Genomic DNA, 14,386 nt, shown 5'->3' with positions numbered 1-14,386 from the left:
CCTCCGTACACCCCGGACCCCGGTCCGTAGGATCGCCCGAGGCAGTGCGCGCCCCGCGCACTCCGGGGGCCGCCGAACGCGCACAGGGGCTGCGCGGGTGTCCCATAAGCGCTGTAATGGCCAACGTGGTCGGTGAGGGCGCTGCGGGACGCAGCACGAGAACGCTGCGTGCGGAAGGTGCCCTGACGGCGATCGCGGCCGACCCCGAGTCGCCCGACCGGGTGCGCAGGATCCTGGAGCAGGCCCTCGTCTTCGCCGGCGCGGCGTTCGCCGCCGTGTACACGGTCGGCGCGGACGGAGAGCTGCTGTGCCTGGCGGAGTCCGTCGGGGTGCCGCGGACCCTGTGCGGGGTGCGGGACAGCTACCCCGTCGCCGGGCACGCCCCGGTGGCCGAGGCCCACCGCGGGCGGCCGGTGTGGCTGGGCCCGGACGACCTCGCCGCGCAGGCGCAGTCACGGCGCGTGCCCAGCCGTGACTTCTTCCTGGCGGCGCTGCCCCTGCGCGGCGACGGCGGCGGCTGCCTGCTCGCGGTCAGCGAGCGCGCCGACGGCTTCGACGCCGACGACCGCTTCTGCCTCGGCCTCGTCGCCGACGCCCTCGCCCTCCCCGCGCCGGCCGCCATCGCCGAGGGCGCCGACCTGCGGCCCGACGGCTTCAGCCTGGCCATGGACACCGGGCGGGTCCGGGTCGGCGAGGACATCCTGGAGCTGTTCGGCCTCGACCCGGACGACTTCGACGGGCGGGTGGAGACCCTGCTGGGCCTGACGGTGCCGGAGGACCTGCCCTCACTGATGTCCGTCGTCGAGGCCGACCACATGACGATCGGCGACCGCGAACTGGAGTTCCGGGTGCTCCAGCCCACCGGCCCGCCCAAGTGGCTGCGGCTGCGCGGCCGGCTGGTACACGGCGGGGAGGGGCGCCCCGCCCGGCTGGTGGGCTCCGTCGCCGACGCCTCCACGCTGCGCTCCGACATCACGGACGTGGCCCGGATCCAGCGCCTCGCCGCCGCGCTCGCCACCGCGGTCACCGTCCGCGACGTCGGCAGGGCCGTGGTCGCCGCGCTGCGCCGGCCGCTGCGGGCCGACCGCATCGCGCTCGCCGAGCTGGAGAGCGAACGGCTCGTCGTCACCGTCCTCGACCCGCCGGAACCGGAGGCGTGGCCGGAGCTGTGGCGCGCGGAGTGGCGCACCGAGTGGCCCGACGCGCCCGTGCGCACCATGCCCACCCTCGCCGCCGCCCTGCGCGAGGGCCGCGCCCGGATCTGGCCGGCGGGCTCACCGCTGGAGACCGCCCTCGCCGAGGTCGGCCCCGGCGGCCTGGCCATGCTGCCGCTGCCCGCCGGGAACCGGATAGCCGGCGCCTGCCTGATCGGCTGGGACGCCCCGCACGACTTCGGCCCCGACGAACGCGCCCTGCTCACCGCCGCCGCCGGCCTCGCGGGACAGGCCCTGATGCGGGCCCGCGCCTTCGACGCCGAGCACGAACTGGTCGGCATGCTCCAGCGCCAGCTGCTGCCGCGCCGCCTGCCCCGGCTGCCCGGCGCGGTCGCCGTCGCCCGCTATCTGCCCAGCACCGCCGGCCTGGAGCTCGGCGGCGACTGGTACGACGTGATCCCGCTGCCGGACAACCACGTCGCCCTCGTCATCGGCGACGTCCAGGGACACAGCGCCGGCGCCGCCACCCTCATGGGCCAGATGCGCACCGCGCTGCGCGCCTACGCCGTCGAGGGACACCCCCCGGACGTGGTGGTCTCCCACGCCAACCGGCTCCTCATGGACATGGAGACCGACCTCTTCGCCACCTGCTGCTACGTCGACGTCGACATGGAGGAGGGCTTCGCCTGGTGCGTCCGGGCCGGCCATCTGCCGCCGGTGCTGCGTCACCCGGACGGCCGCACGGAGATCGCGGAGGCCGAGGGCGGCCCGCCGCTCGGCGTGGTGCGGCAGAGCGACTTCCCCATGAGCCCGCTCAGGCTGCAGCCCGGCACGATGCTCGCGCTCACCACGGACGGCCTGGTCGAGTCCCCGGACTCCGACATCGACGAGGGCATGGACCGCTTCGCCCGGCAGCTTTCCGCCGCCGACCCCGCCGACCTCGGGACCGTCGCGGACGCCCTGCTCGGCAAGGCCCCGCGCAGCGACGACGTCGCCCTGCTGCTGATGCGCTACGACGGCATGGCCTCCCGTCCGCTGCGGGAGAGCTGGACGGTGTGGCGGGTGCCCCAGGCGGTCGGGCACGCCCGCCGCTTCACCCGGCGCACCCTGCGCTCCTGGGGGGTGACCGCGGACGTCGACGGCGCCCTGCTCGTCGTCTCCGAACTGGTCACCAACGCCCTGGTGCACACCGAAGGGCCGGTCCGCCTCGACATCTCCCTGGTCAACGACCGGCTGCGCCTCGCGGTCGCCGACGCCTCGCCCCGCACCCCCGTGAAGCCCACCAGCATCGGCTGGGAGGCCACCGGAGGCCGCGGCATCCTCCTCGTCGAGGCCGTGTCGGCCGGCTGGGGAACCCTTCCGGTCAGCGGGGGCAAGCAGGTGTGGGCGGAGTTCGTGCTGCGGCCCTGACGGCCGCCGGGTCCGCCGGCCGGGAACGCCCGTACCCGGTGACCGTACCGCTTTGCCGGGTACCCGGGACGCCACCGAGAGACAGGAGAGAGGAAACGCCATGGCACAGCACGTGCGCGACATCATGACCGGCGCGCCGGTGACCGTCGGGCCGCAGACCTCCGTCGCGGAGGTCGCCCGCATCATGCGCGACCGCGACCTCGGGTCCGTCCTGGTGACCGACGGCGACCGGTTGCGCGGTCTGGTCACCGACCGCGATCTGGTGGTGCGGTCGGTCTCCCGGGGCGGCGATCCCGAGGACATCACCGTGGCCGGCGCGTGCAGCGACGACCTGGTGACCGTGGCACCGGACGACGACCTGGACCACGCGGTGCGGCTGATGCGCGAACACGCCGTGCGCCGCGTCCCGGTCGTCGAGGACGGACGCCCCGTCGGCGTCGTCTCGCTGGGCGACACCGCCATGGAGCGCGACCCGGAGTCCGCACTGGGCGACATCAGCGTGGCCCGGCCCAACATCTGACGAGGACGCCGGCCCGGACGGGAACTCCCCGTCCGGGCCGGGGCGTTGAGGAGCCGGAAGCCTGTACGGCGGGCGGGTGTTTGTCCGGCGCGCCGCCGGGGACCCGGAGGGCAGCGGACAGAAGGAAGATGATGAGTCGTGACCTCGGAGACCACTGACCGGCCCCGGCCCCGCCGGACGGAGACCGGCTGGGCGCGAGCCCGGCGACTGCGCGGCAAGGAGCCGCTGCGGACCTGCCTCCCCGCGGTGGACCGCGGTACCGCCTCCACCACCCCGAACACGAGTGTGGAGGGAAACATCGTAAGGGGCGATGATTAGCCCGCGTCCGGGCGGCTCATCGCCCCTTACGCGGGATTTCATGATGCGCGAGTAAAGCAAATGATGTTCCAGCCGCCGGAACACGACTATGGTGAGCCGAATGAAGGCTCTCGTGCTGTCCGGCGGTGCCGGAACCCGGCGGAGGCCGATCACCCACACCTCGGCCGGACAATGGGTGCCCGTGGCCGACGAGCCCGTGCCCTTCTGCGGTTTAGGGTCCCTCGCGGACGTGGTCGGTGACGGATCGAAATCCCGTCCGCGGGCCACCTGTATTCCCCGGGCGAACCCTCCGGGACCGGCCCACGCGGCGCTGACCGCCCCCGCCGTCCGGTATCCGGCCGGCCGCTGCGCCCGTACGCCGCTCGCGTCCGGCGCGCCGAGGGGCACCGCGCTGGACGCGCTCACCGGCGTCGGCACCCTCGGCGAACCTGAACTCGACGGCTCCCGGCCGGAGTCGGCGCACGGCCACGACCCGCGCTGCCCCGTCGACCGGACCGAGGCCCGCGACGGGTTCGGCCACCGCCCGCGTCACGACCGCGCCGCCGGCCTCGCCGGGACCGTCGCCCGGCACCGGGACCACCCCACCGGCCCGCGCACCGCCTGCAGCCGCTCCGAGCTCGCCGGCGAGCGGGCCGTGTCGGAGGAACCGCCCGATGCGAGCGCGGTGGTGCGTACCCCTTGGCTCCACGGGCTCCACGGCACTAACTTCGTGCGGACGATGATCAGTCTCGAACCCCGCCGCCCCACCGTCGACGTCCTCGACGACCAGCGTGGCAGCCCACCCGGAGCGCGGACGTCGCCGAGCGCGCAGCCGGCCTCGGGGCCCGCCCCGGCGACGGCGCGTACGGCCCGCCGCCGGTAGGGGACCAGGAAGTCCGCCCGGCAGGAAGCGCTCCCCTTCATCCGCAAAGAGCTGTCCCAGTGAAAGGAACGTCTCGCGATGTCGATCAGGCCAATGGTGAAGTCCGCGTTGGGTGAGAAGAACGTGCGGGTTCTGCGCCAGTTGAAGCGGCAGATCACGGGCAAGCCGGCCGCGCCGGTCAAGCCGACCGGACTGGCCGCGATCTCCCACGACCTCAACAAACTGGCTGTGCACTTCAAGACGGACAAATGGGGGACGCACCGTTACACGCGGCACTACCAGCGCCATCTCCAGCACCTGAAGAACAGGAAGTTCAACCTTCTGGAAATCGGGATCGGCGGATACAACCGGGCCGGCCAGGGCGGGGCGTCGCTGCGTATGTGGAAGGCCTTCTTCCCTAACGCGCAGATCTTCGGAATGGACATCCAGGACAAGTCGTTTGTCGACGAGGACCGCATCACGACCTTCATCGGTGACCAGTCCGACCCCGATTCCCTGAAGGCCATCGCCGAGAAGATCGGCGAGATCGACGTCATCATCGACGACGGCAGCCACCGCAGCCCGCACGTGATCACGACGTTCGAGACGCTCTTCCCCCTGCTCAAGGACGGTGGCATCTACGCCGTCGAGGACACGCAGTCGTCGTACTGGCCCGAATGGATGGGCAGCGAGGACCTCGACGCGAAGGACACCAGCATGGGGTTGCTGAAGCGTCTGACGGACGGGCTGAACTACGAGGAGTTCGTGGACGAGAGCTACGAGCCGACCTACACGGACCGCAACGTGGTCGGCGTGCACTTCTACCACAACCTGGTGATCATCGAGAAGGGCAAGAACGCCGAGGGCTCCAACAAGCGCAGCGCTCTGAAGCAGCGTTACGCCAAGTCCTGACTCCGAAGCGAGTCAGCGGCACGGGGGTGGGCCTCACGACGAGGCCCACCCTCCCACGGCCGCCGTACGCCGGATCCACCGGACCCGTGCGCAGGCGCAGTCCCTCATGACGTCGGCGGCCCGGACGGTCCCGGAACCGGCGAGCACTCCGGCGCCCGCACTCCGTCACCGCCTTCCGTCGATCACGCGAGCCGCCTTCGTACGGGCGGTGCCGAGCACACGCCGCACGGCGCGCACCAGTTTCCGTACCGTGCCGGGCCGCGGGACGGTCACCACCAGCACGCTGTCGCCGGCGGCGCGCAGCGCGAACGGCAGCCCGCTCCAAGCGGGTTGCGCGGCATCGGGGTCCGGGCTCAGGGCGACCCGCCAGATCCCCCGGGGGAGCCGCGCGGGCAGTGTGGCCTCCAGCAGGGAGCCCGGTCCGTCCGCCCCACCGGTGAGGGTGCCGGACGTGTGCAGCGTCCTGCCGGAAGCGGTGAACCTCAGCCCCACCCGGGCACCCTCGGCCGCGTGCAGCGGGATCCGGGCGCTCAGCCGGGTTCCGGAGACGGTGACGTCCGGCCGCCGCACACCGCCCGGACCGAGCCGTTTTCCCTGGACACCCGTGTCCAGCGACAGGTTCCCGTGCGGCTCGGTCCAGTACGGCAGGACCGCGCGACGGCCGGTCACAGCCGCGCACGGCTCGGGGCGCGTGGCCCGCGGGGCCGGGCCGAGCCGGCACTCCTTGGTCCAGCCGCCGAGCCTCACCCGTACGACGGCGTCCCAGACCCCGTCGCCCGGCAGCTCCGCGGGATCGACGGTGGCGGTCGCCCGCAGCACCAGCCGCACCCGCTCGCCGCCGTCGACGGGAACCGTCTCCCGGGTGAACTCCACGGGCTGGAAGTACTGGGCGGAACTGGACCGTTCACGCAGCAGCAGGTCCGCGGTGGCCTGCCCGAACCGGGCCGGGGTCTGAGCGCCGACCCACGCCACCGCCTCCTCCACGTTCTTCGGGGTGTCGGCCAGCGGGGCGCGGGCGGCGTCCGCGGGGAAGGTCATCGGCTCGCGGGCGGAGGTGTATTCGGCGGTGAAACCGATGTGCAGCGAGCCGTTTCGCCACTCCACGCCCACGGGCGCCGCCGTCGGCGCGATTCCGGCCTCCCACGCGGCGAAGGCCACCACGTCGTCGTACCGGCCGGCCTCGGCCAGCGCGGCGACGACCTGCTGCGTCGGCTGCAACCCGGCCGCGACACCCGGTCCGAACCGCTCGGCGACGACCTTGTGGATCTCCGTGAACAGTTGCCTGCGGTAGTCGTCCGGCAGCCCCAGCAGCCGCCGGGCCCGCAGCCGCTCCACCATCTCCACCCGCAGCCAGCGGCGGAACAGCCGGTCCCGTACCGGGCCCGGCTCGGTGTACCGCTCGACGACGTCGAGCGCCTCGCGCAGATTGCCGAAGTACCCCACGGGGTCGAAGCGCTGGAAGCCGGCGTTGGCGGCGTCGTCGCGTCTGATGTGGTAGTAGCAGACGTAGTCGCTGAGCACGGACACGTTGTCCGCGCGCAGATACGCCTCGGTGACGAAGACGTGGTCCTCCAGGCGCCGCCGCCCCTCCGGGAAGCGCAGCCCGATACGGTCGAGGAACTCCCGGCGGAACATCTTGTGCGGGGTGAGACTGTCGATCAGCGGGGCGTTCTCGACCGTCGCCCGCGGATGGTTGCGGCGGAACAACTCCACCGGAACCCCGCGGTTCTTGCCGGCCATCTTCCCCACGACGACATCGGCGCCGTGGGCCGTGCCGTACGCGTACATCCGCTCCAGGGCCTCGTCGCCGAGATAGTCGTCGTTGTCGACGAACATCACGAACTCGCCCCGCGCGGCGGCGATCCCCACATTGCGGGGCTTGCCCGACCAGCCGGAGTTCTCCTGGTGGATCACCCGCATCCGGGGATCCTCGGCGGCGAGCCGGTCGAGCCGGGCCGGTGTCCCGTCGGTCGAGCCGTCGTCGACGAAGATCGCCTCGTACTCGTCGGGCGGCAGCGACTGCCGCCGCAGTGAGGAGACGCAGTCCTCGATGTAGATCCCCGGGTTGTACACGGGAACGATGACGCTGACCTTGACCGGCATCTGGATCTGGGCCCTTCGGGTCTCTCGCCGTCGAACGTGCGGGCTTGGTACGCGTCGCCCGATCGTAATGCCACGGCCGCCGCGTCTCCCGCTCCGCCCCGCCGCGCGAGCCCGCCGTGACGGCCCTCCCGCACCCGCCGATCGGCGTGTCCGCCGGGTCACTTGAGGCGTGGCGTCCCAGCGGAGGCGCGGCGCCGCCTAGTCTGCCGCTCGTGCGTCTGCTCCTGACCTCCGACACTCACCTGCCGAAGCGCGCCAAACGGCTGCCCGCGCCGCTGCTGGACGAACTCCCGCGCGTGGACGTCGTGTTCCACGCGGGGGACTGGGTCGACACCGCCACCCTCGATCTCCTGGAGAGCCGCAGCCGCCGGCTCGTCGGCGTGTACGGCAACAACGACGGACCCGAGCTGCGGGCCCGGCTTCCGGAGACCGCGTACGCGGATCTCGGCGGGCTGCGCTTCGGCGTGGTCCACGAGACGGGTCCGGCGCAGGGGCGGGAGAAACGGTGCGCCGCACGCTTCCCCGGGGTTGACGTGCTGGTGTTCGGGCACAGCCACATCCCGTGGGACACCACCGCTCCCACGGGACTCCGCCTGCTCAACCCGGGATCGCCGACGGACCGCCGCCGACAGCCCCACTGCACTTATATGACCGCCACGGTCGCCGGGGGCCGGCTCACGGAGGTGGAACTCCACCGGCTGCCCCCGCGCTGACGGGCCGGGCCGCTTCGTGTCGGTGGAAGCGGCCCGGACGCTGCGAGTAGTTGCGCTCTCACGGACCTCCTTCCCACGATCGGAGGTGATACCGGGCGACTACCCCCCTCCCGGGGACTCACACACCCGATTTCCGGGTTTTCGTCCGGTCGCCGTCCCGTCGTGACCGGTGGGAAGCGAGTGAGTCGGGGGGCTGGAGGGGTGGACGGCCGTGGTGTCGGTGCTGGTTGCGGTGTCCGAATAAGTGCAATATGTGGCGAGTTGTCCGGCAGTTCACTGTCGCACACCCCTTCGGCGTGCTGTGCGCCGCGACCATCCACCACGCACGCGCGAACCTGTCGCGCCGGGAGTGCACCCATGTCTGACCAGTCGGCCCCGCGCGGGCTGAACACCGACCCGTACGGCACCGAGCCCCCTCGGACCCTTCCCCGGGACACCGTGCCCGGCACGGAGCTGACGCGACGCGGGGTCCTCGGGCTCGGCGCCGCGCTGGGACTGGTCGCCGCGGGCGGCACGGCCGCCGCCGCGCCGGCGCGCCGCCCGGGCGTCACCGGCAAGCAGCTGCGCAGCGCCGTACCGCTGCCCGAGCCGTACACCGTCCCCCTGCCGATCCCGTCCGTTCTGGCGCCGGCCGGCACCTCCGGGGGCACCGACCGGTACGAGATCACCCAGCGTCAGGCGACCGCCCGGATCCTGCCGGGGGTGCCGACGACGCTGTGGACCTACAACGGCACCTATCCCGGCCCCACGATCGAGTCCCGCCGCGGCCGGCCGGTCACCGTGCTGCACCGCAACGAACTTCCCGTGCCGACCGTGGTGCACCTGCACGGAGGACGCACCCCGGCCGAGTCCGACGGCTACCCCACCGACCTCGTCCTCCCGGAAGGCTGGCCCGACCCCGCCTCCCGCCGCCGGCGCCACGGCACGGCGCACATGGCGCACGACCCGCGCGCGGTGACGAGCAGGGTGACACGGGAGTACACGTACCCGCTCGACCAGCGTGCCGCGCTGCTCTGGTACCACGACCACCGGATGGACTTCACCGCCCCGGCGATCTGGCGGGGCCTGACCGGCATGCACATCGTCCGGGACGCGGTCGAGGACGCCCTGGACCTGCCCTGCGGCGAGCGGGAGCTGGCGCTGATGATCGCCGACCGGGCGTTCGCCGCCGACGGGGCCCTGGCCTACCCGGCCCTCGACCCGGAGCTGCGCGACCGGCCCGGGGTGACCGAGCCCTACGCGGCCGGCGTCCTGGGCGATGTGATCGTGGTCAACGGGGCGCCGTGGCCCGTCCACGAGGTCGACGCCGTACGCCACCGGCTGCGGCTGGTCAACGCCTCCAACGCCCGCCACTACCGGCTGGAGGCCGTCACGGACGACGGGCGCCGGCTCGACCTGGTGCAGATCGGCGCCGACCAGGGGCTGCTCGCCGCCCCCGTCACCCACACCGCCCTGCCCATCGCGCCGTCGGAGAGGTACGACGTGGTCGTCGACTTCGCGGGCCTGCGGCCCGGCAGCCGGGTGCGCCTGCGCAACCGGCTCGGCAGCGGACGCACCCGCGAGGTCATGGCGTTCCGCGTCACCCGCGCGGCGTCCGACCACAGCACGATCCCCAAGGCGCTCTGCGACGACCTGCCCACCTGGCGGCGCTCGCAGGCGACCGCGGTCCGCCGGTTCACCTTCCGCGCCGGGCAAGGGCAGCAGGGGAGCGGCTGGTACATCGACGGCAAGCCGTTCGACCCGTCGCGCACCGACGTCCGCACCCGGCGCGGTGCCGTCGAGGTGTGGCGCTTCACCGCCGACGTCCACCATCCGGTCCACATCCACCAGACGGGGTTCCGGGTGCTCTCCCGCGACGGGCGCGCGCCGCTGCCGTACGACGCCGGCCTGAAGGACACGGTGTCGCTGCGGCCCGGTGAGACGGCGGAGGTCATCCTCCGCTTCGACGGCCACCGGGGCCGCTACCTCTTCCACTGCCACAACGCCGAACACGAGGACATGGGCATGATGGCCAACCTCGAGATCGTCTGACACACCGGGACACCCGCCGCAGCGGCTTATTGCGTTGCGGGCGTCCCCGCCGGTCTGCTGCACTGCCGGGGACGACGCACCCGAGTCCCGAGGAGAAGCGATGCGAGCACCGTTCATGTCCCCCCAGGAAGGAACGGACCGCTCTCCGAAGGACATGACGTCTCGTGCACCTGCTCAACCTCGGTATCCTCGCCCATGTCGACGCCGGTAAGACCAGCCTGACCGAGCGGCTGCTGCACTCGGTCGGCGTGACCGACGAGATCGGCAGCGTCGACGACGGCAGCACCCGCACCGACACCCTCGCGCTGGAGCGCCGGCGGGGCATCACCATCAAGTCCGCCGTCGTCTCGTTCCCGCTCGACGACATCACGGTCAACCTCCTGGACACACCCGGCCACCCGGACTTCATCGCCGAGGTGGAGCGCGTGCTCGGTGTGCTGGACGGCGCCGTGCTGGTCGTCTCCGCCGTCGAGGGCGTGCAGGCGCAGACGCGGGTGCTGATGCGGACCCTGCGGCGGCTGTCCATCCCGACCCTGCTCTTCGTCAACAAGATCGACCGGCGCGGGGCACGGGAGACGGAGCTGCTCCGGGCGGTCTCGGCACGCCTCACCCCGGCGATCGTGCCCATGGGCACCACCGGCCGGCTCGGCACGCCCGAGGCCCGTTTCGTCCCCGGCCCCTCCCCGGACGCCCTCGACGTCCTCGCCGACCACGACGACGGACTGCTCGCCGAGTTCGTGGACGGGACCCTCACGGACACCCGCCTGCGGACGGCGCTGGCCGAGCAGACCCGGCGGGCCCTCGTCCACCCCGTCTACTTCGGTTCCGCCATCACCGGCGCGGGCGTCGACGCACTGCTGGCCGGCGTCAGGGAACTGCTCCCGCCGGCCGACGGCGACCCCGGCGGGCCGGTCTCCGGCACGGTGTTCAAGGTGGAGCGGGGGCCGGCGGGGGAGAAGGTCGCCTACGCGCGGATGTTCTCCGGCACGCTGCGCACCCGCGACCGGATCCCGTTCGGCCCCGCCGGTGCCGCGGAGGGCCGGATCACCGGCATCAGCGTCTTCGACGGCGGCACCGACGCGCGTACGGACGCGGTGCCGGCGGGCAGGATCGCCCGGCTGTGGGGGCTGGCGGACATCCGCATCGGCGACGCGATCGGCGAACCCCGCACGGGGTACGGGCACGTCTTCGCGCCGCCCACCCTGGAGACCGTCGTCGTGCCCGCGCCGGACACCGATCCGGGCGCGCTGCACCTCGCGCTCACCCAGCTCGCCGAACAGGACCCGCTGATCGCCCTGCGCCACGACGAGCGGCGGCGCGAGACCTCCGTGTCGCTCTACGGCGAGGTCCAGAAGGAGGTCGTCCAGGCCACCCTCGCCGAGGAGTACGGGCTCGACGTGACCTTCCGCGGGACGACACCGCTGTGCGTCGAGCGGCCGTCCGGATCCGGGGCGGCCGTCGAGTTCATCGCGAAGGACCCCAACCCGTTCCTGGCGACGGTCGGTCTGCGGGTCGACCCCGCGCCGCTCGGCTCGGGTGTGGCCTTCCGGCTGGAGGTGGAGCTGGGCGCGATGCCGTACGCCTTCTTCAAGGCGGTCGAGGACACCGTGCGCGAGACCCTCGGACAGGGGCTGCGCGGCTGGCGGGTCACCGACTGCGCGGTCACCATGACCCACTCCGGTTACTGGCCCCGCCAGAGCCACTCCCACCAGGGCTTCGACAAGAGCATGTCGAGCACCGGCGCCGACTTCCGGGGCCTTACCCCGCTCGTCCTGGCCGAGGCCCTGCGGCGGGCCGGGACCGTGGTGTGCGAGCCGACGCACCGCTTCCGGATCGAGGCCCCGGCGGACACCCTCGGCACCCTGCTGCCGGTGCTGTCCGGGCTGGGCGCCGTACCGCGCACGACGGAGACCCGGGGTGAGCTCTGCGTCCTGGACGGCACGGTGCCGGCGGCCCGGGTGCACGAGCTGGAGCAGCGGCTGCCGGGGCTGACCCGGGGCGAGGGCGAGCTGGAGAGCGCCTTCGCGCACTACGCGCCCGTCACCCACGGCGCGCCGCCCCGGCGCCCGCGCACGGACCACAACCCGCTGAACCGGAAGGAGTATCTGCTCAACACGACCCGGAGGGTGGGTGGCTGAGTCCCTACCGTCCGCCTTCCGCGCCGGACCAGCCGGTCTCCACATGGCCGAGGCGCACCCGCTGCGGGTGGTCGCCCACCGGTACGGACACGGTCTTCTCGCCGGTCGCGAAGTCGATGGCGGTGACCCGGTCGGCGCCGCTCTCGGAGACCACGCAGGACCTGCCGTCACCGCTGACGGTCGCCCAGTACGGCTTGGACGCGGTGACGAGCGGCCCCTGCTGGAGGGTCGCGCGGTCGACGACGGTCGCGTAGTCGTCCATGGTGCCCGCCACGCACAGCTTGGTGCCGTCGGGTTTCATGGTGATGCCGTGGTGGCGTGAGTCGTTGACCCAGGTGGTGCGGTCGTCGCTGGTGGCCGGGTTCTTCGGCAGGGTCTTGGTGCGGGTGACGCGGTCGGTGGCGACGTCGTACTCGAAGAAGCCGTTGAAGAACGACACCTGGAAGTACAGCTTCGACTCGTCCGGGGAGAACGCGGCCGGGCGCACCGCGTCCGAGTGGTCCTTCAGGCCGGCGGCGTCGAGCCGGTCCCGCATGTCGATCACCTTGACCTGCTGGAACGTGGTCGCGTCGACGACCGTGATACGGCGGTCGCCCTTCGTCCAGTCCAGCCAGGTCGCGTCGAGCGCGGTGTTCACCTCGCCGATGGACATGTTCCAGATGTGCTTGCCGTCATTGCTGAAGACGTTCTCGTGCGGCTTGTCGCCGGTCTTGAACGAGCCGAGCTCCTCACCGGTCCCGATGTCCAGGACGTGCACCGTGTTGGAGGTCGAGGCCGAGACGGCGACGCGCTTGCCGTCGGGGGAGACCGCCATGTGGTCGGAGCGGTAACCCGACACCGGGAAGCGCCAGTTGATCTGTCCGGTGGCGAGGTCGAGGGAGACCACGTCGGCGAAGCTCGGCCGGGAGACCACCACCGAGGTGCCGTCCGGGGTGGAGTACATGTCGTCGACGAACTGGTCGTGGCCCTCGCCGACGCCGCTTCGGATCGCCATGAAGTAGATCCAGCGGATCGGGTCGGCGTTGATCTCGGCCATCCGCTCGTCCTTGTCCGGGATGACGTCGATCCGGCCGATCCGTGCGAAGTCACCGGTGGACTCGATGACATCGGCGGTGCCGTCCCAGTTGTTGCCGACGAACAGCACCTCCCGCAGGGCGGGGGAGGGGGCGGCGGTCGCGGCGGTGGGCGCCGTGACGGTGAGGGCGAGCGCGGCGGCGATGGCGCACAGGTACCTGGTTCTGCGGACCGGCATGACGGCTCTCTCCAGAATCCGGAATCACGTGCTCTGAAAAACAACTTACTGAAAAGTAAGGAAGAGGGCCGTTCACGACAAGACCGCGTACACGACAAAATCAAACGCCGTCGGCGTCCGGCGTGGCGACCCTCGCCCGCGGCACTCGGCGCGCGGGTGACTCCCTAACCGGCCGACAGGGCGACGAGAACGGTCCCGAAGACCAGGGCGCAGCCCAGGAGCACACAGCCCAGCAGCCGCTGCCGCAGCTGGCGGTACCGGGTCTCGTACTGCGCCCGCAACTCCTCGCCCCGCCGGGCCGTCCGCTGCCACGACGCCCGGTTGAGGGCCAGGTACCGCTCGGTGAACCGCCGGGCGACCTCCTCCCGCTGGCGCTCCGTCAGCCAGTCGAGACCGGCGGTGAGCTCCGCTGCCGCCGTACGGGCCTCGGTGCGGGCCGCGTCGACGAGGAGATGGCCCTCGATCTCGTTCAACAGGGCCTCCATGTCCACGAAGGAACCGTCCCGGCCGGTCACCGGACGCTCAACTCCCTCACGGACTCCGAGGGGTGGTGCAGGTCGAACGCGGGGGACTCGCTGCGGATGCGGGGGAGCTCCACGAAGTTGTGGCGCGGGGGCGGGCAGGAGGTCGCCCACTCCAGGGAGCGGCCGTAGCCCCAGGGGTCGTCGACGCCGACCGGCTCGCCGTACTTGGCCGTCTTCCAGATGTTGTAGAAGAACGGCAGCATCGACATGCCCAGCAGGAACGAGAAGACGGTCGACAGTGTGTTGAGCGTCGTCAGGCCCTCCACCGCCAGATAGTCCGGGATCCGCCGCTGCATCCCGTTGGTGCCCAGCCAGTGCTGGACCAGGAAGGTGCCGTGGAAGCCGACGAACAGCGTCCAGAAGGTGATCTTGCCGAGGCGTTCGTCGAGCAGCTTGCCGGTGAACTTCGGCCACCAGAAGTGGAAGCCGGCGAACATCGCGAAGACGACCGTGCCGAAGACCACGTAGTG

The 14,386-nt window shown here is 72.3% G+C and carries 12 protein-coding genes and 1 pseudogene; 9 read left to right on the top strand and 4 right to left on the bottom strand.

Going from position 1 to position 14,386, the window contains the following annotated elements; translation table 11 throughout:
- The first annotated feature begins 116 nt into the window (after window positions 1-116).
- The 6 genes and pseudogenes from ACZ62B_RS23900 to ACZ62B_RS23875 all read left to right on the top strand — a co-directional run bounded on the left by ACZ62B_RS23900 (window position 117) and on the right by ACZ62B_RS23875 (window position 5,155).
- Window positions 117-2,564: a SpoIIE family protein phosphatase gene (locus ACZ62B_RS23900; protein ID WP_469692000.1), complete on the top strand. Its 2,448-nt coding sequence runs from the start codon at window positions 117-119 to the stop codon at window positions 2,562-2,564.
- 100 nt (window positions 2,565-2,664) lie between these two features.
- The gene (locus tag ACZ62B_RS23895) at window positions 2,665-3,084 is read left to right on the top strand and encodes a CBS domain-containing protein (RefSeq protein WP_344569441.1); all 420 of its coding nucleotides are present in this window, start codon (window positions 2,665-2,667) and stop codon (window positions 3,082-3,084) included.
- A gap of 138 nt (window positions 3,085-3,222) precedes the next feature.
- Window positions 3,223-3,402: a hypothetical protein gene (locus tag ACZ62B_RS23890; protein ID WP_344569440.1), complete on the top strand. Its 180-nt coding sequence runs from the start codon at window positions 3,223-3,225 to the stop codon at window positions 3,400-3,402.
- Window positions 3,403-3,502: 100 nt separating this feature from the next.
- Window positions 3,503-3,721: pseudogene (locus ACZ62B_RS23885) on the top strand (sugar phosphate nucleotidyltransferase); the annotation flags it as partial.
- Window positions 3,713-4,264 (top strand): sugar nucleotide-binding protein, encoded by a 552-nt coding sequence (locus ACZ62B_RS23880; protein ID WP_469692171.1) that lies wholly within the window; start codon window positions 3,713-3,715, stop codon window positions 4,262-4,264. The pseudogene ACZ62B_RS23885 and the gene ACZ62B_RS23880, both read left to right, overlap by 9 nt.
- Window positions 4,265-4,342: 78 nt before the next feature.
- Complete coding sequence (locus ACZ62B_RS23875; protein ID WP_344569438.1) at window positions 4,343-5,155, top strand: class I SAM-dependent methyltransferase; 813 nt, start codon at window positions 4,343-4,345, stop codon at window positions 5,153-5,155.
- 165 nt (window positions 5,156-5,320) lie between these two features.
- Here ACZ62B_RS23875 and ACZ62B_RS23870 read toward each other — a convergent pair whose 3' ends face one another.
- Window positions 5,321-7,258 (bottom strand): glycosyltransferase family 2 protein, encoded by a 1,938-nt coding sequence (locus ACZ62B_RS23870; RefSeq protein WP_469691998.1) that lies wholly within the window; start codon window positions 7,256-7,258, stop codon window positions 5,321-5,323.
- A gap of 212 nt (window positions 7,259-7,470) precedes the next feature.
- On the opposite strand from ACZ62B_RS23870, the gene ACZ62B_RS23865 reads away from it, so the two are divergent.
- The 3 genes from ACZ62B_RS23865 (at window position 7,471) to ACZ62B_RS23855 (ending at window position 12,140) form a co-directional block, all read left to right on the top strand.
- On the top strand, window positions 7,471-7,971 hold the full coding sequence (locus ACZ62B_RS23865; RefSeq protein ID WP_344569434.1) for a metallophosphoesterase family protein: 501 nt from the start codon (window positions 7,471-7,473) through the stop codon (window positions 7,969-7,971).
- A 357-nt stretch (window positions 7,972-8,328) separates the two neighbouring features.
- On the top strand, window positions 8,329-10,002 hold the full coding sequence (locus tag ACZ62B_RS23860) for a multicopper oxidase family protein (RefSeq protein WP_469691996.1): 1,674 nt from the start codon (window positions 8,329-8,331) through the stop codon (window positions 10,000-10,002).
- 164 nt (window positions 10,003-10,166) lie between these two features.
- The gene (locus ACZ62B_RS23855; protein ID WP_344569430.1) at window positions 10,167-12,140 is read left to right on the top strand and encodes a translation factor GTPase family protein; all 1,974 of its coding nucleotides are present in this window, start codon (window positions 10,167-10,169) and stop codon (window positions 12,138-12,140) included.
- Between the two features lie 4 nt (window positions 12,141-12,144).
- On the opposite strand, the gene ACZ62B_RS23850 is transcribed toward ACZ62B_RS23855, so the two are convergent.
- The 3 genes from ACZ62B_RS23850 to ACZ62B_RS23840 all read right to left on the bottom strand — a co-directional run.
- Window positions 12,145-13,392: a YncE family protein gene (locus tag ACZ62B_RS23850; RefSeq protein WP_469691994.1), complete on the bottom strand. Its 1,248-nt coding sequence runs from the start codon at window positions 13,390-13,392 to the stop codon at window positions 12,145-12,147.
- 164 nt (window positions 13,393-13,556) lie between these two features.
- Entirely contained in the window at window positions 13,557-13,907 is a 351-nt protein-coding gene (locus ACZ62B_RS23845) for a hypothetical protein (protein WP_344569426.1), read from the bottom strand.
- Window positions 13,904-14,386: cbb3-type cytochrome c oxidase subunit I (locus ACZ62B_RS23840; RefSeq protein ID WP_469691992.1), on the bottom strand; the 483-nt coding region annotated here is incomplete at its 5' end. The genes ACZ62B_RS23845 and ACZ62B_RS23840, both read right to left, overlap by 4 nt.

This window comes from Streptomyces sp. NPDC053426 (genome assembly GCF_055585405.1).
Note: the sequence above shows the minus strand (reverse complement) of the source record. Positions and strands in the feature narration are given on the sequence as shown.

Excerpts from the sequence above, each read along its gene's own strand:
- ACZ62B_RS23860 (WP_469691996.1), top strand. The coding sequence starts at position 8,329 with ATGTCTGACCAGTCGGCCCCGCGCGGGCTGAACACCGACCCGTACGGC.
- ACZ62B_RS23875 (WP_344569438.1), top strand. The coding sequence starts at position 4,343 with ATGTCGATCAGGCCAATGGTGAAGTCCGCGTTGGGTGAGAAGAACGTG.
- ACZ62B_RS23850 (WP_469691994.1), bottom strand. The coding sequence starts at position 13,392 with ATGCCGGTCCGCAGAACCAGGTACCTGTGCGCCATCGCCGCCGCGCTC.
- ACZ62B_RS23895 (WP_344569441.1), top strand. The coding sequence starts at position 2,665 with ATGGCACAGCACGTGCGCGACATCATGACCGGCGCGCCGGTGACCGTC.
- ACZ62B_RS23900 (WP_469692000.1), top strand. The coding sequence starts at position 117 with ATGGCCAACGTGGTCGGTGAGGGCGCTGCGGGACGCAGCACGAGAACG.
- ACZ62B_RS23870 (WP_469691998.1), bottom strand. The coding sequence starts at position 7,258 with ATGCCGGTCAAGGTCAGCGTCATCGTTCCCGTGTACAACCCGGGGATC.